Annotated in this window: 19 protein-coding genes and 1 riboswitch; of the genes, 13 read left to right on the forward strand and 6 right to left on the reverse strand. The window is 56.8% G+C overall.

The genetic code is table 11. From position 1 onward, the window contains the following. Positions 1-19 precede the first annotated feature (19 nt). A complete protein-coding gene (locus tag VES88_10025; GenBank protein HYN81826.1) occupies positions 20-1,330 on the forward strand; it encodes a hypothetical protein in 1,311 nt (436 codons plus the stop codon). 48 nt (positions 1,331-1,378) lie between these two features. Here VES88_10025 and VES88_10030 read toward each other — a convergent pair whose 3' ends face one another. Continuing rightward, positions 1,379-1,954 (reverse strand): hypothetical protein, encoded by a 576-nt coding sequence (locus VES88_10030; GenBank protein HYN81827.1) that lies wholly within the window; start codon positions 1,952-1,954, stop codon positions 1,379-1,381. 95 nt (positions 1,955-2,049) lie between these two features. Between VES88_10030 and VES88_10035 the strand changes: the two genes are divergently transcribed. Next, on the forward strand, positions 2,050-2,532 hold the full coding sequence (locus tag VES88_10035; GenBank protein ID HYN81828.1) for an SET domain-containing protein-lysine N-methyltransferase: 483 nt from the start codon (positions 2,050-2,052) through the stop codon (positions 2,530-2,532). 690 nt (positions 2,533-3,222) lie between these two features. Here the strand turns inward: VES88_10035 and VES88_10040 are convergent. Further along, complete coding sequence (locus VES88_10040; protein ID HYN81829.1) at positions 3,223-3,363, reverse strand: hypothetical protein; 141 nt, start codon at positions 3,361-3,363, stop codon at positions 3,223-3,225. Next, positions 3,354-3,465, reverse strand: a riboswitch (TPP riboswitch). (Overlaps the previous gene by 10 nt.) Positions 3,466-3,550: 85 nt before the next feature. On the opposite strand from VES88_10040, the gene VES88_10045 reads away from it, so the two are divergent. From VES88_10045 to VES88_10075, 7 genes are all read left to right on the forward strand, one after another. Beyond that, the gene (locus VES88_10045; protein HYN81830.1) at positions 3,551-4,570 is read left to right on the forward strand and encodes an integron integrase; all 1,020 of its coding nucleotides are present in this window, start codon (positions 3,551-3,553) and stop codon (positions 4,568-4,570) included. Positions 4,571-4,856: 286 nt separating this feature from the next. Then, positions 4,857-5,240, forward strand: a complete 384-nt coding sequence (locus tag VES88_10050) for a GIY-YIG nuclease family protein (GenBank protein ID HYN81831.1) — start codon at positions 4,857-4,859, stop codon at positions 5,238-5,240. A 109-nt stretch (positions 5,241-5,349) separates the two neighbouring features. Next, a complete protein-coding gene (locus tag VES88_10055) occupies positions 5,350-6,105 on the forward strand; it encodes a DUF3800 domain-containing protein (GenBank protein ID HYN81832.1) in 756 nt (251 codons plus the stop codon). Between the two features lie 141 nt (positions 6,106-6,246). Further along, positions 6,247-6,861 carry a hypothetical protein gene (locus VES88_10060; protein HYN81833.1) on the forward strand — a complete coding sequence of 205 codons (615 nt, stop codon included), beginning with the start codon at positions 6,247-6,249 and terminating at the stop codon, positions 6,859-6,861. Positions 6,862-6,925: 64 nt separating this feature from the next. Further along, complete coding sequence (locus VES88_10065; protein HYN81834.1) at positions 6,926-7,657, forward strand: hypothetical protein; 732 nt, start codon at positions 6,926-6,928, stop codon at positions 7,655-7,657. 837 nt (positions 7,658-8,494) lie between these two features. Beyond that, the gene (locus tag VES88_10070) at positions 8,495-9,157 is read left to right on the forward strand and encodes a DUF998 domain-containing protein (protein HYN81835.1); all 663 of its coding nucleotides are present in this window, start codon (positions 8,495-8,497) and stop codon (positions 9,155-9,157) included. A 267-nt stretch (positions 9,158-9,424) separates the two neighbouring features. Next, the gene (locus VES88_10075) at positions 9,425-11,014 is read left to right on the forward strand and encodes a DUF3326 domain-containing protein (protein HYN81836.1); all 1,590 of its coding nucleotides are present in this window, start codon (positions 9,425-9,427) and stop codon (positions 11,012-11,014) included. 1,059 nt (positions 11,015-12,073) lie between these two features. Here the strand turns inward: VES88_10075 and VES88_10080 are convergent. The 4 genes from VES88_10080 to VES88_10095 form a co-directional block, all read right to left on the reverse strand. Further along, the gene (locus VES88_10080; protein ID HYN81837.1) at positions 12,074-13,402 is read right to left on the reverse strand and encodes a hypothetical protein; all 1,329 of its coding nucleotides are present in this window, start codon (positions 13,400-13,402) and stop codon (positions 12,074-12,076) included. Further along, positions 13,399-14,640, reverse strand: coding sequence for a S8 family serine peptidase (locus VES88_10085; protein ID HYN81838.1), 1,242 nt, complete (start codon positions 14,638-14,640; stop codon positions 13,399-13,401). Before VES88_10085 ends, VES88_10080 begins: the two co-directional genes overlap by 4 nt. Before the next feature lie 115 nt (positions 14,641-14,755). Further along, the gene (locus VES88_10090) at positions 14,756-15,805 is read right to left on the reverse strand and encodes a hypothetical protein (protein HYN81839.1); all 1,050 of its coding nucleotides are present in this window, start codon (positions 15,803-15,805) and stop codon (positions 14,756-14,758) included. Next, on the reverse strand, positions 15,802-16,122 hold the full coding sequence (locus VES88_10095) for a hypothetical protein (GenBank protein ID HYN81840.1): 321 nt from the start codon (positions 16,120-16,122) through the stop codon (positions 15,802-15,804). Before VES88_10095 ends, VES88_10090 begins: the two co-directional genes overlap by 4 nt. A 442-nt stretch (positions 16,123-16,564) precedes the next feature. Here VES88_10095 and VES88_10100 point away from each other — a divergent pair, with 442 nt between their 5' ends. From VES88_10100 to VES88_10115, 4 genes are all read left to right on the forward strand, one after another. Further along, positions 16,565-17,479: a hypothetical protein gene (locus VES88_10100; protein HYN81841.1), complete on the forward strand. Its 915-nt coding sequence runs from the start codon at positions 16,565-16,567 to the stop codon at positions 17,477-17,479. Between the two features lie 164 nt (positions 17,480-17,643). Continuing rightward, complete coding sequence (locus tag VES88_10105) at positions 17,644-17,961, forward strand: hypothetical protein (protein HYN81842.1); 318 nt, start codon at positions 17,644-17,646, stop codon at positions 17,959-17,961. A gap of 853 nt (positions 17,962-18,814) precedes the next feature. Next, the gene (locus VES88_10110; protein HYN81843.1) at positions 18,815-20,218 is read left to right on the forward strand and encodes a M64 family metallopeptidase; all 1,404 of its coding nucleotides are present in this window, start codon (positions 18,815-18,817) and stop codon (positions 20,216-20,218) included. 7 nt (positions 20,219-20,225) lie between these two features. Next, on the forward strand, positions 20,226-20,849 hold the full coding sequence (locus VES88_10115) for a hypothetical protein (protein ID HYN81844.1): 624 nt from the start codon (positions 20,226-20,228) through the stop codon (positions 20,847-20,849). Positions 20,850-20,887 lie beyond the last annotated feature (38 nt).

The following is a 20,887-nucleotide window of genomic DNA, read 5'->3' on the forward strand; positions in this document are numbered from 1 at the left end:
GGGCCAAAAAAGGCTGACTATGGATGCTGCTCTAAAGAAGGTTGTGCGCGTTTTTCTCGCATCTCCCGGTGATGTTCTGAACGAGCGCGAGCGGGCTGGCGTCGTCGTCGAAAGCCTCAATCGCACTCTGGAATCTGAGCTTGGGATACGCATCGAGCTCATCAGATGGGAGACGCACGTCGCTCCGCTGATGGGAAGGCCGGAGGAAGTCGTTTTGGAAGGCGTTCGGATGAGTGAGTCGGACGTCTTTGTTGGGATTCTGTGGCTGAGATTCGGAACTCCGACTGGAGGCGTAAGGCCCGAATCAGGTGGGCCAATCCTCTCCGGCACCGAAGAGGAATTTCACCTCGCCTACGAGTCTTGGAAGCGAACTGGGCGACCGCAGGTGATGTTCTATCGCTGCACGAGACCGCCCGAGGATATTCGTTCCTTGGAAGCAGATCAATATGGCAACGTTGCCCGGTTCTTTGCGAGGTTCGAGCATAACCAAGAACACCCAGGATTGGTTGGAACGTATTCTGAACCAGAAGAATTTGAAAGACGGCTTCGAGAGGATCTGACTCATGTCGTGCGGAGGCTTGCGTCAGGAGGACCATCGACACCGCGCTTTGACCTCAGCACCACTCATCGCGGTTGTGGTTTCGACAAATTGTTCCTACCTGACTACAACGACGAGAGAAGTTCGGCTAAGCGCGAGGCTCTTCTACAAGCGAAGAAGATACGCATTATCGGATATTCCGGGCACGCGTTTCTAGCGTCAATCGGACATCGCTATCGCAATGAGCTCGTTGCCCGACTTGATAGCGGAGCATTTGTTTCTGCGGTGCTGACAAACCCTTGGAGCGAAAGGGGCCTCCTCATCTCCATGGCCGAAGCGGATCCGGTGACCCATGCAGCATTGTACCGCGCCTATGCGACTGGTGACTGCTCGGCCATTGACCCCATAGCCCTGATTGAGCGCGCTGCGTGGTACTCCCTAAAATTCAGAAACAGTGTCGCTGGAAGCAGACGCCTAATTGAGTCCTACCCTGGGCAGGTACAAATTCGACTTACGGACCATGAGCTACCGGCCGCCGTTCTGTTGACCGAGACGCTCGGCTTCTTCGAACCATATCTTCATGTCGATTCGGATGTCCGGCTCAAGCGAACCATGCTCACGTTTGATATGCAGATCGCCACAAGCTCCTATCTATACCAACACGCTAGTAACTTTTTTGATTTCCTCTGGCTGATCTCCGAGCCATTTCAGGAGTTTTTTGATCACGAAGAATCGCATAAGAAGCGACTGATTGACGCATTAGCGAATAGAGGTGCCACTTGGAGAGATTAGCTCAAGAGATTAGCTCTACTTGCCTTGGGTCTTTCCCGGATAGCAGTTTCACTCGGGCCGAACGGTGGGCCTTGCGGACCCCGCCGAATCCGGCAATGTCTTCATCGCCAGCGTACCTATGGGCGTAGGTTTTAGAGCGCCCGTCTCGACGTTGTTAATCATCCCGTTCATGAAATGCACAAACGCATTCATGTAGGTGTCCTGGCAAATCTTCTCCCGGAATAAGTCCCTTGCTTCACGGCTAGAGCCAAGAAAGCTTGCAATCCAACGCTGCCAAGACTCCCAGTACAAGGCGTCAGTGCGGTTCGGCCGCAGCACGTGTGTGTAGTCGTGGAATACCGTCTCGAAGAGGTTGAAGTGGAAGTAAATGAATGCTTGGCGGCGAGCCTTCTCCAGCGTCTCGTTCGACCTTTGCAGAGCAACTGGGTGATCATCGTAAATCGCCCACAGCTCCGGCCGATTAGCCAGCTGCCGGTTGATGTCAAACAGCGCATTCATATACTGATTCCGCGAGGTATAGCGCACTCCAGTTTCGCTGTATCGCCAGTTGCGCAGTGCAACAAAGAGTGAGATCACCAAAGAAATACCCGCGACCACGATAGACAGAACGCTTGGAGAATCCACTTGGCGGCCCTTCCTGAGGTGAACTGGTCAATACCGTGATCAACACTCGAGGTACGGAGATAGCTGCGCCAGTGGACTTGTCAAGGAGGGCAACGATGTGGGCTACCCGAACGGCGGTGCAGGAGTCTCCGCTCCACGGTCTTGGTGTATTCACGCTCGAGCCGATACCGAAAGGCAAGATTGTATCTATCTGGAGGCGGTTTGTTCTGTATACGGAACGTGAGTACGTGCATCTGAGCCTGAAAAGCCCCGAGGTGCGTCGTAACAGTGTTCGCTTGGTGGGCACATACTTTCTTCACCAGCCCGGCGGGTCGCTTCCGGACGACTACATCAACCACGCAAGTGATCCGAACCTAATCTGCGTGGCGGGGGTGCTAATGGCGCGGCGCAACATCGATTGCGGCGAAGAGCTCACCATCGACTACCGTGTCTACTACAGCCCGATCACAGCCGAGCCCTTCATTGATAGTGCATCGGGGGTTTGGATTGCCGGATCCTCACCGCGAGAGGCGCTCTTGCGAGCCTGCCAGGCTGTTGTCGAGCTCCTCAGCCAGGCAGACGATTGGAACGGCGAGTAGAATGCTTTGCCCCACGCTTGCAGCGAGTGGCGTTTAGGAAGGTATGACGCAGCTGACGGACAGGGACGGACGTATCAGATCAAAGTGCGGTGTGTTCCCGATCTGAATGCGGCTACCTCTTTCGATGTTAAAGACCCGGAGCACAATTTCGGCGTTCTGATAGGCGCGTTGCTGTGCGACGGAGTGGATCTCGATCCTCAAGATCCGCTGCTGATCTGCACGCGGCGAATAGTTCAGCGGCGTAATTCGCTGGTTCATGCCAAAGCGAAGGAAACCCCGGGGATATTACCACCTGAGCCGCGATCGGGGCGGCCCTGTCTCGACGAAGCTCAAGAAGCAATCTCTGATTGTGAATCTTTCTTAGAACGCTTTCCAACTTTTGCTCCTTCGGCGAGGGAACTCGACCCCGCCCGCGTGCGGGCTAACACGACTATATGAAGTTGAAAGTCATTCATGCCGCGGTGAGTCGCGGCGAGTGAGAGAGAGGCACAGCTTCACCGAATCACTCTCGGGAGGCTGGGATGACTTTCGTCGGCTGGATTTGCATAAGCGCTATGTCACCGTGTGTGCGCTGGACTGCACAGGTGGTGTCGTTGGCGAGGTGCGGCGGATGCCCGTCTCGCTTGAAACTTTGGGCGATTTCCTCGCGGTTCTCACCGGGCCGGTGACTATTGCGATGGAAGCGACGCTCTACTGGCAGGGCTGCACGATCAGCTCGAGGCGCTCGGACACGTCGTCCGCCCTGGGAATCTCTTCGCGCTCGGCGACGAAGCGCATTGCGTCGGTGATCTCGCCCCGACGCGCGTAATGCATCTGCGTGCGTGCTTCCATTGTTGACTCCCTACGCCGGTACTAACCGGATCAGGTTATGAGGGACTTTCTCAGCGTTCGCGCACCGCTTGTCGGCGAGGCGACGCACCCCTGTCATTGCTTTCTAATGTATAGGGTGTGCGTTGGAGTGGAACCACCGTGTGGTTTTTGATTCGCCTGAAACGCCGCGGTCCGGCGAGGCTAAGGGATGCCCGATTCGATTGTGCGGGTTCCGGAGCGCCAGCTCGGCCGCCGAACGGACCCCTCGAAGAGGTATGGGATTCTGGAGCAACTCCGGCATCGATTGAGCACCCTGCATTACAGCCCGCGTACGGAGCAGGCGTACTGCGACTGGTTGCGGCGATTTGTACTGTTCCATGGCCGGCGTCATCCGATCCAGATGGGTGAGGCGGAGATTGCTGCGTTCCTGACGAGTCTGGCTGTCGAAGGTCGAGTAAGTTCATCGACCCAGAACCAGGCGCTCCATGCGCTCCTGTTCTTCTATCGTCACGTTCTGAAGCGCAATTTGCAGCATCTTGACGGCATAGCTCCGGCTAAGCGGGGGCGCAGGTTGCCAGTGGTGCTTTCGGTTGGCGAAGTTCGCCACCTGCTGGCGCACATGCGTGGTGTTTCGAGGCTCTGCGCAATATTGATGTACGGAAGCGGCCTGCGGCTTGGTGAATGCGTGTCGCTCCGGGTGAAGGATGTCGATCTCGAGCGAGGCGAGATCATCGTGCGTTCCGGAAAAGGCGATAAGGATCGACGCGTGCCGTTCCCTTCAGCGGCAAAGCGCGCTTTCGCCGCTCAGGTCGACCGAGTGACGCGCCTCGCGGCGAGGGATCGCGCATCAGGTGTGAGAGGCGCCGCTCTCCCCAGTGCGTTGGGTCGAAAGCTGCCGAATGCCGAGCGAGAGCTGGGGTGGCAATGGGTGTTCCCCGCGTCGCGGACCTACGTCGAGCGAGAGGCGGGTCACCGCCGCCGGCATCACTTGCACGAGACCGCTGTGCAGCGCGCCGTGACTTCAGCCGCTCGGTCGAGTGGAATCCGGAAGCGCGTAACCTGTCATGCACTGCGTCATTCGTTCGCGACCCATCTCCTGGAGAGCGGCTGCGACATTCGAACGATTCAGGAGTTGCTCGGGCATTCGAGCCTTCAGACCACCATGATCTACACCCATGTTCTGAATAAGGGCGCGATGGGAGTGCAAAGCCCGGCCGATCGGCTTTAGAACTCGCTGCTCCCTTCGGCACAGTTCGTGGCTCGATGCCGAGACACTGGATTCTGCTGAAAGATGCTCCGCTCTCCAAAAACGACACGCATTAGTAGGCTGCAAGGATTTTGCAGCAATTTCATTTTCTCTCCGCCTTGATGCGCTTGCGGTAAAGCATTTCCTGATGTGGAGTTCGGCCGGTCACGGCGAGTTTGCAGGCAATTGCAAGGCATCCGACGCTTGCAGTTTTCGCCACGGCTCCGCAGTCTAGGTCAGCAGTCCATTTAATAGTTAGGCAGACTCCATGCCATTCGAGCCACCTAAAATTCGTAAGCTGTTCCAGTCCCTTCGCGGAGCGTCGCGATTTGCCTTTCCCAGGCGGCGCGAACGCATCCAAGCGCCGGACAAGCACGGTGTCTACATCATCTTCTCTCCAAGGGGTGCGGTGCTACACGTGGGTCGTACGTTGCGCGGCAAACGTGGTCTTCGCCAGCGCCTGAAGAACCATCTGCATGGCTCATCTTCCTTCACGATCCAGTATCTGAAAGGCAAGGGATCGCGACTTCGGAGCGGGTATGAGTTCTCGTTCATCGAGATCTCGGACGCCCGCACGCGCGCGCTCCTCGAGGCGTATGCTGTCGGGCGCCTCTGCCCCAAGCATCTCGGCGTAGGCGAGAGCGCTGCCTAAAGATGGTTGGTGCTGATGGCCGGGCTTGGGTAGCGGCGCCTGCGGCGCCGCATTCTATATTTGAACGGCCACAGCGCAACCGAACGTTAGGTGGCGATCCCACGTATCAGTGACGCACCTATTCTTCGATGATAGTCATCACGCTCAAGGAGAGTTTTCGCTTGGCGCATTCGTCGTTTTCGATGGCGACCCCAGCGAGAAAGTAAATCAAGCTCTTACGGCATTTGGTTTCGTGCCGGGGCAGGACGAATACAAAAGCAGCCATCCCCATGCAGCTGACACGCGTTGGATCGAACTCCGGCGGTTGCTGTATCGCATTGCGGGTGCAGCCACGATAGGCATCACCATCGCCCCTTACGGTGACCGATCCAGATTCGGCTTACATACGTTGACAGGTCTCAATCACATTTTGAATGAGAATGTCATCTCGCGTCCCGTCGCGGTTTATCTCGATCAGGGCCTCTTTCAGTCCAAACACGAATTCGACAAGTGGAGGCGTGAGAGCGGTCTACCTGACGATATCGATCTAACTCCCGAATGCGATTCGCGTCGGGTCCCGGGCATTCAGGTGGCCGATCTTGTCGCGCACACCTGCGCAATTGCACTCTTAGGTCGCCTCGGTATCTCGGACAAGACGATCCACGACGACGAAGAGGGAGAATACCAACTGTCCTTTGAGATGTGGGCAAGGTTGCGCTACAATTTCTTCACACGCAACCTCACCGATCCTGAGCTGCAAGAGGAAGCTAGGCGAGGTTTGATGGATAGCCGCAATGGGCTTTACCTCGCCCCCGGATGCAACGAGCAACTAGTGCAGATGGCAGACGAACGTTTTGGTCGGACATGGCTCGGGTGTATTCATTGACGCGTCGCCACCTAACACTCGCTGAAGCTGACGGGCGATTTAGGGAATGCTCGCTTCGCTCGCATATTATCTGATTCGCCCGCAGCTTAGCTTGAGGCGTTAGCCGGACACGCAGTTCTGGTTTCTGAGGTTTCAAACAAAATGACTGTTCGAGAAGCACCGTGGTACCCGTCGCTCTCTCGGTACATCGTAAGAGACGATTTCGCCGTGGAACTGAGCCGCCCGTTTACGGACGCGAGCGGCGAGCGCATCAGTTCCGTTCCGAGCGTGTTTGTGCAGTTCCCTATGTGGCGCGGCGAACCGTTCGTTGACGACTTCGGGAAGAAGAGTGCGGCGATGGTCGAGTTACGGGGTGAGCACCTGTTCGCAGAACTGGCGATCCTCAGGCTTCTGGAGGAACGCGGCTGGGAAGGGCGCTGGGTAAACACGTACAGCGGGCGGGGTGAAGTGTGGAAGTACTTGACGGAGTGGCGCGACGTGCCGCGCCGAGACCAAGTGACTCGGCCGATTCTTGATCAGAAAGCTGCGGCGCTTCTCGAGCGCATCGCGAGTACCTCTGGGTCACGATTCGCTGGGTGTTGGGACGTGTTCGCGTGGCGAGGCGTTGAGTGCGTGTTCCTCGAGGCGAAGAGACAATCGCCCAAGTACAAAGACCGAGTCAAGGATGATCAGGAGGGTTGGCTCCGCGCGGCACTGTCATTGTCAAATACGGCGCTCAGTCGTGCGAGCTTCAGCTTTGTTCAGTGGGACTACTAAGGTAGGACGACGGCCCCATGGGCATCAGGTTAACGTAACGTTAGACGGATTTTGATTTCAGGAAATGACGGATAATAAGACCGAACTTAGCGTCCCGGCCAAGACACGGGCCGATTACGCGCTTGCTTTAGTTCGCGGAGCTATCTCGTCCGTACCAATTGCCGGCGGCATCGGTGCCGAACTGTTTTCAATTCTTGTACGCACACCCTACGACCGGCGGGCAGATGAGTGGATGCGGGAGGTGTCCGAGAGATTACGGAAGCTTAGCGAACAGGATGAGAGTCGATTCCGTAACCTGCTCGAGGACGAAGATTTCGCGAGCTTGATAATATCGGCGACTCAAATTGCCCTTCGAACCAATCGTACAGCCAAGGTGAGGCTTCTCGCGAACGCCGTCGACAATAGTGCCCGAGGTGTTGATATACCAGCCGATCTCCAACTCCTGTTTGTCAGATTCGTTGATGAACTGACGTTGACACATTTAGCGGTTCTTCGTTTTCTCCTGCGAAGCGCGGATAAGTTGGAAGCTGTCGATAGCTATGAGGAACTCTATGGTCTTTTTCTGCGCGAGATAACCGATGAATGCGAACGTGAAGAGTTTCGGTTGTTTTGTAACGACCTGCAGGCGAGAATGCTGGCTCGCTTCAGCGCTGGCCTAGATGACTTCCCCGGCGTTGCGTCCTCAAATGTGATCGTTACGGACAATTCTGGTGGCGGTCCAAAAATAGTAGTGACCGAGCTGGGCCGCCGGTTTCTCCGTTTTATAGAGCTCAAGAGCGCGACTCCCGCCGTCTAACACACGCTGAAGCTGAAGGCGTTAGCCGGACGAACATATGTCACTTGAAGACGACCTTACACAGGCCATGGAGAGTATGTACCGCCGCGCGGGCGAGCAGGCGGGGTACTGGGGTCGTTATTTCTTACGCGAAGTGCGTAGAAAAGGAGGGCTAGCAACTGCGAGGAGATTGCTTCAGCCTCAGCCAAACAACACGGTTAGCAAAGGCTTTCAGGCGTTGATAGACGCACAACGAACCGACCTTTCGCTTGAGCACCTTGTTGTGAACTCAGAGTTCAAGATCTTGTTCTCGACAGCCGAACAAGCCGAAGCACGTCGCAGACTCGAGGCGGTACCGCCCGCCGCTCGTCGACAGCGGCTTAGACCTGAAATGATCGATTCAGATGTACTCCCGCAGGGGGTGAAGTATCCTGAGGGCGCGAAGACGCGCGTCGTCGTCAACGCATATGAACGAAGCGCAAAGGCGAGGCTTGCGTGCGTGGGACATCACGGACGAAAGTGCACAGTGTGCGACATTGACTTCGGCACGTTCTACGGCGAGATAGGGGTCGGGTTCATTCACGTCCATCATAGACGCCCTTTAGCGATGAGACGTAAAGACTATCGTGTGGACCCGGTCAAAGATCTCATACCAGTTTGTCCGAATTGCCACGCGATGTTACACGCTACGACACCGCCGCGAGACGTGGAGGAATTGCGCGAAATTGTTCAAGGACGCTCGGCTAACACTCGCTGAAGCTGACAAACGATCTAGTGTTGCTCGCTTCGCTCGCAATTGTTAATCGCTTGCATCTTAGCTTAAGGCGTTAGGCCGCGCGGAATTCGTCCGGAGGTCCCATGTACCTGGGGAAGAGTATGTCGACACCAAGCATCCCAGCTTCAACTGAACCATCAGCCACGTTTTTCGGCACCGCAGCAATTGGTTGCCTCGCGTACGCCGCTCTCGCTCTGCTGCTGATGCATGTGCTTCGCCCCGATCTTGCACCGACTAGCCATATGATCAGCGAATATGCTGTCGGTACTTTCGGTTGGGTAATGCAGAGCGTCTTCGTCGGACTGAGCTTAGGTTGTGCCGCCCTGCTCGTCGGGCTTGCGCTCAATGGCCCGACTTCCATCGTCGCGCGACTGGGCGTTGTGCTTCTGGCAGTTGCATCCATTGGGCTAATTGTGTCGGCGATCTATCCTATGGATCTGCCAGGCACGCCATCGACCCGGTCGGGCGAACTGCACGATCTCAGTTTTTTCGTGAATGTGGGGAGCATCGTCCTTGCAATCGTGCTGCTGACGGCGGGCTTTGGGAGTGACTTCCGCTGGCGTTCCTACCGACGCACTTCAGTTGTCCTGTTGCTTTTGATCGCACTCGCTTTCGTCCTTCAATTACTCACGCTCCTCGTCCTCGAAGGAGCGCCCTACGGACTGGCAAATCGATTCTTTATCTCGGTGCTCCTCGCATGGTTGATCGCTACCTCCATTCGATTGCGCAATCTTGCGCGCCGCTAATTGGCGTTCTTACGCGAACGCGGCCTAACAAATCGCTGCAGCCGACCGGGGCCGCCATTTCGGTTTCCCAAGATTCAAAGTCGCTGGAGGCGGCCCCGGCGGCTGAGCTTTAGCGTTAGGGCAGCTTAATCGCGATGAACGTAGTGATCTGTAAACCCGCCTGTCTCGGGCGGCATCGAATATCGTGAGAGGACGGCCTTCCTCCAGTGTCTATCGCGTCGATGAAGAAAGGAGTAGCCAACTGCGTCTAAAGTTGAGGGTGAGCGAATGAAAAACAGGAATCGTACAATGCCGCTTCTCGCCTTGATGTTAACAGTCAGCTCTCTCGCGCCAGGCTGTAAGAGCAATGGCATTGCCACAACCGGAGAGCATGGTGGAAACAGCAGTACTCGAGACGCTGGCGTTATTGACGCAGTTCGCAATATGACCACACAGCGAGCGGCTCACACAGCAACGCTGTTGCCTGACGGTAAGGTTTTGGTTGCGGGCGGTTTTGCTGGTGGTGAAAACAGCCTGGCGAGCGCGGAAGTTTTCGATCCGACGACGAGTACGTTTGCATCCACCGGCAACATGAATGCTACTCGCGCGGGACACGCCGTTGTTACATCGACTAATTCGTCGGCGCACCGGTGTGAGCTTGGTGTAGTCACTGATTTGTCTGAGCAGAGGCGGCGTTCGATTGACTCTATCTTCGATTTTCGCCGCCGGTCGATTGAGCGTACTGACGGTTTCAATGTCGTACTCATTGTCCCTACGGGAATCGGTGCGGAGATCGGCGGACACGCCGGGGATGCGGGACCAGTAGCGCGAATGATCGCCGAAGTAGCCGAAACGTTGGTGCTCCACCCGAACGTTGTAAATGCCTCCGACCTCAACGAGATGCCTCAGAACGCACTTTACGTTGAGGGCAGCGTACTCAGTCGACTTTTAATGGGAACCGTCGGCCTTCAGCCGGTCCGTTCCAACCGCGTACTCGTCGTGATCGATGCCCATCGCGACGAACTTTTCACAAACGCTTCTGTGAACTCCGTGAGCGGTGCACGGGCGGCTTATGGTCTCTCATGCACGGAGGTCGTATGTTTGGAACCGACGGTAAAATTGCGCGCCAGATTCGCGCCGTCGGGGCGATCCGCAGGGCGGGCTGAAGACTTGGAGGGATTGTGTGAATTACTCGACGCTCGAGTCGGCCACTACGATGCAGTAGCACTTTCGTCGGTCATCGACGTCCCACATGACTTCCACCAAGGATACTTTGATGCTGCGGGCGCGATGGTCAATCCTTGGGGTGGGGTGGAGGCTATGCTGACACATGCGCTCTCCAGTATGTACAACGTTCCCACCGCACATTCGCCAATGTTCGAGTCTCGGGAGGTCGCTAATATGGATCCCGGAATTGTTGACCCCCGCATGGCTGCAGAGGCTGTATCGGCGACGTTTCTCCAATGCACTCTAAAGGGGTTGCAGCGAAGCCCCCGCATCGTGACGGACCTCCACGCAATGAATCAACCGGGCATTTTCACGGCATCGGATGTCTCCTGCCTCGTGATCCCCGATGGCTGCTTAGGGTTGCCCACCCTTGCTGCCCTGGAGCAAGGGATTCCCGTAATTGCGGTGAGCGAGAACCGCAACCTAATGAGAAACGATCTTTCAATGCTCCCGTGGAAGAAGGGTCAGTTTCTGCGAGTGGAGAATTACTGGGAAGCCGTAGGAGTGATCGCGGCCATGCGAGCTGGAATTGACCCTACAGCAGTTCGCCGCCCCATGTCAGGAACGGTAGTGTCAAGGTTCGCGTTGTCTGGCAAGCAGGAAGCTCAGAGCGAACAAGGTTCCAAGCAGCTCACCGCGTTTTCGGCATAAGAGTAGCAGCGAGGCTCAATGCGCACATCAAAAATGTTTCACCACCCCCTTTCTCTCTGCACCTTCAGCGCCTTCGCGCCGACTAAGGGTACACGTTTACCTAGTCGCACGGTGAGAGTGCATGAATGATTACTTATCCGATGCTTATTCAGGATTGAACGTCGATACAATTCTTGGAAAATCGGATGAGTGATCTGGACCACCCTTGGATGATTACGAGCTGGACGATGAATTCCCCTCGGTGACGGCACCGTCGAGACTTCGGAATTAGGCGGCGCGCTCGTCGCCGGCGGGATTGCCGTTCTGCTCTTACTTCACCTGGGCCGAAAGCACGACGACTGTTTCCCGTTCATCGCGGCGATGTTCATCGTCGTGCTCGCCGAAGGTCCGAATGCGATGGGGATTTACCGAGCGAATTCGCCGCTCTATATCGGGCCAGTGGTGATAATGGTACTCGTGATCGTTGGGTCATTATTGTGGATCACGGGACCCTCGCGAGCTCGTTGACCACGCGATCGCCACTCACGTTATGAAGACGAGCGGCCCCGGATCTGTATCGAATCGTTATGAAGTGCGGGCCCTCGACCACGGATCCCGGGTTGCCTGCACCCGCATTTTGAATGTTTGGTCACCAGTTTAGCTTGAGGCGGTAGACGACCTCTAATCTCTCCGCAGCAGGAGTCGACAACATCATGACCTCGTCCAGGATGGTGTCAGCCCTGGCTGCCGCGTGGTTGGCCGGCTGTGCTCCCCGTCCAGCTCTGATTACGCCGGCGCATCGACCGCCGCCGGTCGTCCGCGAGTTCCGTGGCGTCTGGGTTGCCGCCGTCTCTAATAATCCAAGATCGAGTGGCTGGCGGGCGTCGGATATTGGCGCGATGAGTGATCCGGTTCCATCTCGTCGCGCACCATACGGATCGATTCATCGAAAACACGTCCTCAATACTGCACCTTTAGATTGGCCAAAGAGCCAGATTTCCACCGTCGCGGTTTACTTTTCCGTGCGCTACTTCGAGGTAGAGATTGACTCCAGGATTCAGGAAATTTCGTTGATCTAGACTAGGCCTTGACCGGGGCGATTTTGGGCGGGCCACCGATTTTTCCGCGCGCTGACCAGATCGACGTTTCAGTGCTGGCGGCGCAAACGCGAGAGTCTGAGGTTTGGATGAGAATGTACGTAATGCTGGCGTCGACGATCGTTGAAAATTTGTCTCCGCGCCACAGCGGCCGATTTTCGATCATCTGCTGGGCGACACCGGGTTGAGTCTTCACGAGTAAAACGTGAGTAAATCGAGGAGCGTCCCCGTGCAGTTCTTCCTGAAGTGCGGCCGAGGCAAGCGGAGATCTGTGCCCGCCGCTTGGGACGGCCCGTATTGCTGTAGTAAATGCGTCGATTGCTGCGACGACTGAGTCGATAAGGCCTGCGCGGAGGTCGCGATCGGCTAGCGAGGCCTTGACCGAATAAACCTCTTTCTGCGCGTCCTCAAGCTTTCCTGAATTTCCGGGCTCCGCCGGTTTTTCGAGCCGTTCGACTTCGAGTTTTGTTGCGGCGAGCTTTGCTTCGAGTTCACGCCTTTCGTCGCTCAGCCGGATCTTACGCGCGATGAGTTGTTGCCGTTTTCCACTGGCCTCCGCGGCAAACTTGTAGATATCTCCGTTCGTTGCCAGGCGGAAATCGTCGAGGAGGATTGTGGCGCCGCTGACTTCTGATTTCAACATTCCTGCGATGGCTGCGGATGCAGCGAGGTCAGATGCCGTCACAGCCGTTGTGCTAACTGTACGGTGGGCGGAGAAGAGAGATAGCACCGCTGGCACCGCACTAACCAGTGCCCCCAGTGCATCCACCGGGGTGGCACCTGCGATCTCAACACTTTCCTCCTTCACGACACCCAACAGCTTATCCGCCGCCGAGACAAGGTCTTTGAGCCCGGTCTTCACATCCCGATACACGGCGTCAGCGCTCGCCAAATCAGACTCGTTAGTAACCAGTATTCTAGACGAACCACCCAATGGCTCTTTCAGCTTGTCGGCGACTTGTTTCGCGCAATCACCCAGCGCTCGGCCAAGCAGAAACGTACTCCACAACTGCGGCCCCTCCTTCACCTCGAGGGTGCTGCCCTTTACTGTTGCAACATCCGGGATAAGTGCGGCAAGTCGTGCGCGACGTGCCGCTGCGGCGTCCTTCTCTGCCTCGTCTGCCTTCTGATTCGCCTCGGCTTCGCGCTGCCTGCGGGCTTCAGGTGAGGCGTGGTCTGCGAGTTCCTGTTCGGCCTTCCGGGCAGCGGCTTCGGCGGTGCGCGCGTCGGCCTTCGCTTTTGCAGCATCGGCCTCCGCTTTGACAGTGGCAGCTTCTTTAGCGCGTTCGTTATCTGACGTTGGTTCGGTCATGTCGGTAAGCTCGCGTGCGGCCTTATGTATGGGGTTTGGGTGTCAATGTTCCATCCCCACGCAGGCTCCGAATTTTCGATAATTCGTTGCAGGACGATGGCATTTCCTGGTGGAAAGATCGGTGTTTCGTTCGCAGCCGAAGATGCATGGGGCCATGCCAGTTCGAGTAGGCGACGTACCGATAGAGTATCGAGGAACTGCTGCAATCGTTCCGGTGTCAGTGAGGGCGCCGAGAGTGGCGTAACGGGACGAGGCGACGTCGCGGCGGCTGCCGCCAACAATAATACACGTGACACTCGAATCGCGTCTGAGCCTTTCAGAGCCGAGCAAACTGCATCGAGTTCGGAATGTTCGAGTGCTCTCGGGTCTGCGGCAAGGACAGGAAGCGCATTGTACGCGCCTGCGGGCGCACTAGGCACCGATGTAAGCTCGCGATCGATAACCGCCCCTCCCACTAGCGGAACTCCAAAGTCGCGCCCAGCTAACCGGTCGATGTTCGCAGCAACCTGAAAGAGCCATCCGCGGCACAGGATAGCCATCGCACTCATTCGTGCTGCAGCGAAGCTAGTGCCGAATCCATCCCTCGAAAGTCGGTCCTGTCCCCACGTCAAGATGTCGGGACCTACGTGTCGGTTCCTGCTCGACCCTCGCGCCGAACGAGGCCACTCCATCTCGCCTGCCCGGTCAGTCGTTGCTCCGACAGCTAGTACCCAATCGGGCTCAGCCCAAGGTGACACTGTCTCGAAGGGTAGCATTGGATCATGGTGGTTGCCCGCTGCAACCACCGGAAGGGTGAGTGGAGCGACGACGCGAGTCGCATGGTTGATCAAATCAGTCGGCAATGTCGGCGCTACGGAGTCGTTAGCCGGTGTGAGCGAGATATTAACAGCAGCGCAGACGGCGGGAGGTGCAGCAACACCTTCGGGCTCCTCGAAAACAAACGGGTATGGCTCGCCCCGCGCGACACCACCGACGGTCCAGTCGTCAAGCAAGCCAAGACACAGCTGCGCGACGCGATCCAGTCCTTGTAACATGCTCAGTATAAGTTCATCGCCGGGGAAAACGCCCAGAACTCCGTCTACGCCGACAACCTCGTCGAGGCCGGGGTCGGCGGCGCCAGCGAGGTATATCGGCAGCGTTACAAACGATCTGGCGCTGGCCACGGCTGCGACGATGTCCGAATATGCGTCCGTGAACCGAGCGGTATCGACAAGAATCACCGCAGGCAACGTGGTCATTTCCATCACTCATGGCTAAAGTTTTAGGCCAATGCCGTACGTGACGCATAGGACCCGGGATACATACAAACGATCAGCGAGTCGCTGCATTCGCGCATCTCTTAGAAGGAAAAGGCTATGGTTTCGCCAACGACATGTTAAAAGCAGTGCCAATGAAGAGCGCCAATGAAAACCCGTCGCTTTTCGTCCACGATGGAATCAACCCGCCGATGAGTCCTCCTTTTTCATTTGGTACGAAGTACAACGGACTTTGACCAACCCATTTGTTGTCGGACGCACTGTAACTGACCCGAGGGTTCGCGGCTATGCTCCCACGGATGACGCGACGTACTTCTAGTAACCCGACGAAGCCTTGTTTGCGGGCAGGTGTTCCGAAGTGCGTCTCGTCGCACTTGAGTGTGGAAGAACCGGGGATCGTGTTGCACGCATTCGCTTCTTCTCCTTCCTTGTAGCTTCGCTTATAGGCGACTCCAAGGCTTAGGAATCCAACGGGGGTGAACCGACCTACCGCCGCTTTTCCGCTGAATTGCCACACAGAAAGCGTATCGGTCAGCCCCACCTCATCCACATAGCCGAAGTCTTTTTGGCCAGCTTTAATTTCTGCACCCCAAAGGATCGGCGTTCCGACAAACGCAAACAGCCGATCAACCTCAGCGCGCATGTCAGCAGGCATTGTTGCTGTTCGCGCGTTGTCACAATCGTAATCGACAGGAATTCGCGGACGACTGGTTCTTTTTTCTGAAAGGCAATAATTGATAAGCATCCGGCCCGGAATCGCGCCCGGAATAGTCCGTTCTCCTAACCAATGCACGCCAGCAAGCGCAAGTGAGCCTGTTGTGCCCTTCGTAATTCCTGACAGATCGGAAAGTGCAGTATTTGGCGTGCCCTCTTCTGGTTCACCTTTCAAGGTTGCTGAAACGAGCAGTCGACTGATCGCGGTCGATAACTGAATGGCGGCCGACTCGTCCTCGGCCTCACCTTGCAGGACAAATGTGGCAGCCGCAGTTCGCAGAACGCTGGCGAGGCTCGGACTGAACACCGAAGGAGACCGAAGGATTTCTGACACATGTGTGTCAGGGTGCTGCGCAGCGACTGATGTGGCGCACAGAAACAGCGGGAGGAGTCCAAATAGAAAGAGGCGTGATTCGATCTTGAGCTGTGTCATTTGATCACCACCGGATTATGCACTCCCGTGTCGTGATCCCCGACAATGGAATAGTCCTTTGATTTCCATACTGCTGATTCCGGCGTAGTTATTTCAATACTGTACTCCTGGCCATCTCCCCCGTATACCACCCAAAAAAGGACGTAACTGCCAGGCTCAACCCACGTCTCACTAACTCCATTTGCGTCAAAAATGAGTCGACGATCATCGAGCAAAAACTTGTTAGCATCAGAGGGGACATTGACTTCGACTGTAAGCAGCTTCGGCTCTTGCGGGCGGAAAAATGCGGGCAGCCATTCCATAATTCGTGGTGCCATCGGTCCTCCATCATGAGACGTGATGACCGCCGGTGAAGACTCCCGAGGCTATGAAGGCCTGCGGCCTTCGCTCTACGTCAGCGATAGTAAGGACTTATTCAGCGCAAGCAATGTCGGTTTCATATCACCGAGGTGCGGTTTTTATATCACCGCTGAAGGCTGCGACCGAGCTGCGCGAGGAGGTGCACTGGAGGCTCACGCCCGAAGAACAGCCGACAAAGGGTTTATTGAATTATGATGCGTTCGGCATCACTATTATGTGGCCCGTTTGCAGCTGAGCTCGGGCATGATACCGCGCGAACGGTGCGTGCCGCGCTGTGCGTTGCCTCGCGGCCATGGTTGGTCCAAAACGAGTTGTAGGACGTGTGCTTCCATTGCGATTCAAGTCCCACACTGGTCTGACAACGCCGGAGCGGTGAACCCCATGGAATGGAGCGTGAATATGGTTGAAGAAACCTCTCGACGGCCTGAGATCGACGGCTACTGGGGAGATGCATTCACGTTGGCGACCACCACGACCATCGATAGCACGAACGACGGATACCTGAACTGCATGCGCAGACACTTTGGCGACCATCGCCTCCATGGTTCGACGGCTGCAGCCGTCGATAACCTGGTCGCGGGTGCGCGAACAGCGCAAATAGTCGGGCATGGCGAGACGGCGATCTTCGTCACAGGCACAGGTACCAGCGCGAATGATCCCGCGAAGTATGTCGCAACGGGTAATCCTTCGCGCTGGAGGCCGGAGTTTAGGCGGCTGAAAGGGAAGATCGATTCCCTTCGCATAATATCGTGTTACACGGGGTCGAACGCGGCAGGCGCGTCTCTTCTCCACGAGATTGCGAGGGAATGCGGAGCGAGCGTCTCCGCTCCGACTGGGTTAACATGGTGCGGTTCCAGTGGATGGTGGTTGGATCCGGGTGCCCAGTGGCAAACTGCGACGCCAACGCATTTGCCCAGCCCTATACCCAAAGATCCTGAAGGTCTTGCCGTCGGAGAAGCCAACATGCTGAAGCTATACTACGGCGACGAACCGCGAGAATATGAGACGGACGCTGTGTCGCGCGTGCAGTACGTGTCACCTCAGATGCTTGATGATGTGGTGGCATTCGCCGAAGGTTCAGAGGCGGCAGACCTCGCTGAGCTGGCAGGCTTAGACCGGCCATTTCGTCCGGGCGCGGTGCCCGGAGCGATTGTCACTGGGAGGCTGCAAATCGCGTTGCGCGGCCAAGATATTCCCAAGACGTTGACGATCTACGCGGATGCGCTGCTACAAGACGATGACTTCCCCGAGGTATTTTATCGAGCGAGGCCCGGGTTCGCAGAGGCGTTGCGCCTGCTAGCGGTAAGGCAGTAGAGCGGTGTCGGGCCATACACATGCGTCGCGCATCTAGCTCTTGCGGGTGCGCGATGCGTGCGCCAACAGTAACCTAATCTAACACGACTTGGATAACGCTATCGCGATCCTTGCCGCTGCCTGCATAGCGCTGCTATTTAGCGCGGGTTTCTATGGAGGTGGAAGTGTGGTGGCCGAACGGCGCCAGCGCGGCCGTTTGGGCAGCCGCAGCGTGGCCGGCGGAGGACGTGCTAAAGATTCTCGCAGCCGCCGTACCGCTGATCACCCTAATCGTAGCGCTAGCTACCTCGATTACGGATACGCGGATTGGCCGCCGAACCGACGAGCGTGATACCTCGATTGCCGAAAGAAATGCAGCGGTAGCAGCGCGCGACGCGGCGCTCACGGAACTGCGAGATATCCAACGCAACCTCGATTCGCTCACATATTCCGGATTCAGTCATGGAATCAGCTTCCTACCATCGAGTCTGATTCTCCTGTGAACTACCGTTTAGACGAACGGGACCGTGGCGACTGCACACTGGGCGCGCTCTACAAGTATGAAGGGACCGGGCCCGAAGTTGCGCTGTCGGCATGGCAGCGTGATCGTGACATTGACCAAACCATCGGTAATCCTCATCAGGCCTGACGATCCGCCGTTTAAAGATTCACTGGCGGTTTCCTCGACACCAGTGCGCTAGAACCGCCCAAGCCCCAACTGCCAAGGCTCGCGTCGGCGCGCTGCGCCCGCCATGCCAGGCGGACCAAGGCTTGGAACATCAAGAGAGCGGGCCGGCTGGACACGTCGGGACTCGGTTCACGTTAGCCGTGACATCTTGCTGCCAGCGAATCGTGCTCAGCGCACGCTACCAACGCGCACCCGCGAGCGCAAAACGACAACGGAACGCGCTGTATAACGAGGACATCCCGCTGACACGCGGGGTTCGAGCTGAAGATCCCGCGCCTTCATAAGATGCAGATTCGACAAGTCGCTTGTGCGCCTGGACGGGCGTGCAGCAGATGTCCAGCGCGTTAGCGAGAAAACAACGAGTACTTCCGGGCAATGAGCAATCGAGCCTTTCAAAAGGTGGAACCGTTCGCAAACCGCCGAGTCTTCATGGCGAACTCCCTCCAAGACCGATATGATCCTGATCAGACCATTCACCGCCACATGATTGAATTCTCCGCGCTCATCAAAGCAAAACTTGGGAAAGCGATTTCATACCGCTACGAAACGTATCAGGACTATCCTCACGTCCCGTTCCCTTGTCTTTACGATGGTTTGCGGTTTGTTACACTGGAGCAACCAACCAAATAGGCGCATGATCGGCACTCCCGACGGATTTGGAGCATATAGTGCGTGAAATAATCAGATCTCTCCCACTCGCGTTCTGCATCGTCCTGCAGGCTGCGTCCGTCGCTCCTCCGCCAAACACGTGGCGACTCGACTTTTATCACACGGGCGGCAAGAGCGGTGAAGTGTTCAGTGGCGACAAGGTAGTAGTTGAGCCACTTCCCTGGCCGGGCTCCGCAAGAAACGACATCGACAGCACCGGGTTCGGCAGCTACTTCTTCGAGCTTCGCGACACGACCAGCAAGATTCTCTTCTCCCGCGGATACTCGCCGATTTTTGCAGAGTTTATGCAGACTGAAGAGGCGGCGAAGGAGAACCGGACGTTTCATGAGTCGCTCCGCTTCCCTGCACTGACAGGCAAAGCCGACATTGTCATTTTCAAGCGCGATGCGAACAATCGATTCATCGAAGTATGGCGCACGCAAATCGATCCCAGCGACATCTTCATCGACCGCTCGATGCCAAAGCGATACGAGCCGATCGCCGTCGAAAAACACGGTGACCCGCAGAACAAGGTCGATATCCTCCTGCTCGGCGACGGATATACGGCTCAGGAATGTGCGGGGAAATTCCGGCGGGATGCCCGGCGCATGGCGGATGTTTTCTTTTCAGTCGAGCCGTACAAGACGCATCGGAAGGACTTCAACATCTGGGGGCTTTGTCCACCGTCTCCACAATCGGGAATTTCCCGGCCATCGACCGGCGTTCACATTGCGACTCCCGTCGGTGCGACGTACGGCATTTTCGGATCCGAGCGGTACGTGCTGACGATGGACAATCGCGCCTTCCGCACGATTGCATCGAATGCGCCGTACGAATTCGTGGAAATCCTTGCCAACAGCAAGACGTACGGCGGTGGCGGATTGTACAACGTCTTTGCGACGGTCGCTGTCGACAACGATTGGGCGAACTACGTTTTCATTCACGAGTTCGGTCATCACTTTGCCGCGCTTGCAGATGAATACTACACATCACCTGTTGCGTATCAGCCGCCGGGCAAGATCGTCGAGCCGTGGGAGCCCAACGTCACCGCGCTTCTCGACAGAAATAACCTGAAATGGAAAGAGCTCGCGACACCGGGAGCTCCGATTCCAACTCCGTGGCCAAAGGAACGATTCGAGGCCGAACAGCGGCGGATTCAGGCCAGGCGTGCGAAGATTCGCGCCGAGCGCCAGCCGGAATCAGTGATGTCCGCTTTGTTCAGAGAAGAGCGCGCGTTCGATTCGGCGCTCTTTGCGTCGTCTCCGTACGCAAAAACTACGGGAGCATTTCAGGGGGCGAATTACGATGCCCAGGCGTTTTATCGTCCCGCTATCGACTGCATCATGTTCACGCGCGATAACGTGCCGTTCTGTCCGGTGTGCCGGCATACTATAGAAGAGGTCATCAAGGCGTATTCACGGTAGCAGTACGGTGCGCAACGTCTTCCTGCTCTCGCCGGCTAGCCTCACCGGCGTCCGCGCGAAACAGCTGATCTCGCCGAGAGCGAACTTCGAGGCGGCGCAGTTATACCGCTCTCCGGAGGGTGTGCCGATCGCAGTCGCGTTCGCTTTCATGAGTGCGCTCTACTTCAGAGGGAAGATCGCATACGCGAACACGTTTGCCGGAACCGGAGACATTCACGTCATCGCTCCGGGATTCGGTTTCGTTCCGCCGAATTGGTCGATCACACCTGACCGGATGAAGATTCTCCAGCGAACGGAAGTCGATGCGCGCAAGCGAAATTACCGCCAGCCACTCGAGCGTGACGCACGTGCGCTAGCTGCGAAAATCGATGACGACACGCAGGTTATCCTCCTCGGCAGCGTTGCGAGCGGAAAGTACGTCGACATTCTCCTTCCAATCTTCCGTGAACGCCTGAAATTTCCGGCGGCATTCGCCGGTCTCGGCGACATGTCTCGCGGGGGTCTGATGTTGCGAGCGGCGCGCGCAAGGCTCGAGCTGGAGTACGTTGCGCTCGACACACCGCGTCACGCCGACGGCGCCGTCGAGCGCGCGCGTCAACTCATGCGGCAGATGAGCTCGGAGACCTCCTGATAACAAGGCTTCGACCAACAGGGATTGGGGGACGGCCG

The organism is Gemmatimonadaceae bacterium, from assembly GCA_035633115.1.
Classification (GTDB): Bacteria; Gemmatimonadota; Gemmatimonadetes; order Gemmatimonadales; family Gemmatimonadaceae; genus UBA4720.

Excerpts from the sequence above, each read along its gene's own strand:
- VES88_10035 (HYN81828.1), top strand. The coding sequence starts at position 2,050 with ATGTGGGCTACCCGAACGGCGGTGCAGGAGTCTCCGCTCCACGGTCTT.
- VES88_10100 (HYN81841.1), top strand. The coding sequence starts at position 16,565 with ATGGTTGAAGAAACCTCTCGACGGCCTGAGATCGACGGCTACTGGGGA.
- VES88_10025 (HYN81826.1), top strand. The coding sequence starts at position 20 with ATGGATGCTGCTCTAAAGAAGGTTGTGCGCGTTTTTCTCGCATCTCCC.
- VES88_10080 (HYN81837.1), bottom strand. The coding sequence starts at position 13,402 with ATGACCGAACCAACGTCAGATAACGAACGCGCTAAAGAAGCTGCCACT.
- VES88_10060 (HYN81833.1), top strand. The coding sequence starts at position 6,247 with ATGACTGTTCGAGAAGCACCGTGGTACCCGTCGCTCTCTCGGTACATC.
- VES88_10095 (HYN81840.1), bottom strand. The coding sequence starts at position 16,122 with ATGGCACCACGAATTATGGAATGGCTGCCCGCATTTTTCCGCCCGCAA.
- VES88_10090 (HYN81839.1), bottom strand. The coding sequence starts at position 15,805 with ATGACACAGCTCAAGATCGAATCACGCCTCTTTCTATTTGGACTCCTC.
- VES88_10050 (HYN81831.1), top strand. The coding sequence starts at position 4,857 with ATGCCATTCGAGCCACCTAAAATTCGTAAGCTGTTCCAGTCCCTTCGC.
- VES88_10075 (HYN81836.1), top strand. The coding sequence starts at position 9,425 with ATGAAAAACAGGAATCGTACAATGCCGCTTCTCGCCTTGATGTTAACA.
- VES88_10040 (HYN81829.1), bottom strand. The coding sequence starts at position 3,363 with ATGGAAGCACGCACGCAGATGCATTACGCGCGTCGGGGCGAGATCACC.
- VES88_10065 (HYN81834.1), top strand. The coding sequence starts at position 6,926 with ATGACGGATAATAAGACCGAACTTAGCGTCCCGGCCAAGACACGGGCC.
- VES88_10045 (HYN81830.1), top strand. The coding sequence starts at position 3,551 with ATGCCCGATTCGATTGTGCGGGTTCCGGAGCGCCAGCTCGGCCGCCGA.
- VES88_10085 (HYN81838.1), bottom strand. The coding sequence starts at position 14,640 with ATGACCACGTTGCCTGCGGTGATTCTTGTCGATACCGCTCGGTTCACG.
- VES88_10070 (HYN81835.1), top strand. The coding sequence starts at position 8,495 with ATGTACCTGGGGAAGAGTATGTCGACACCAAGCATCCCAGCTTCAACT.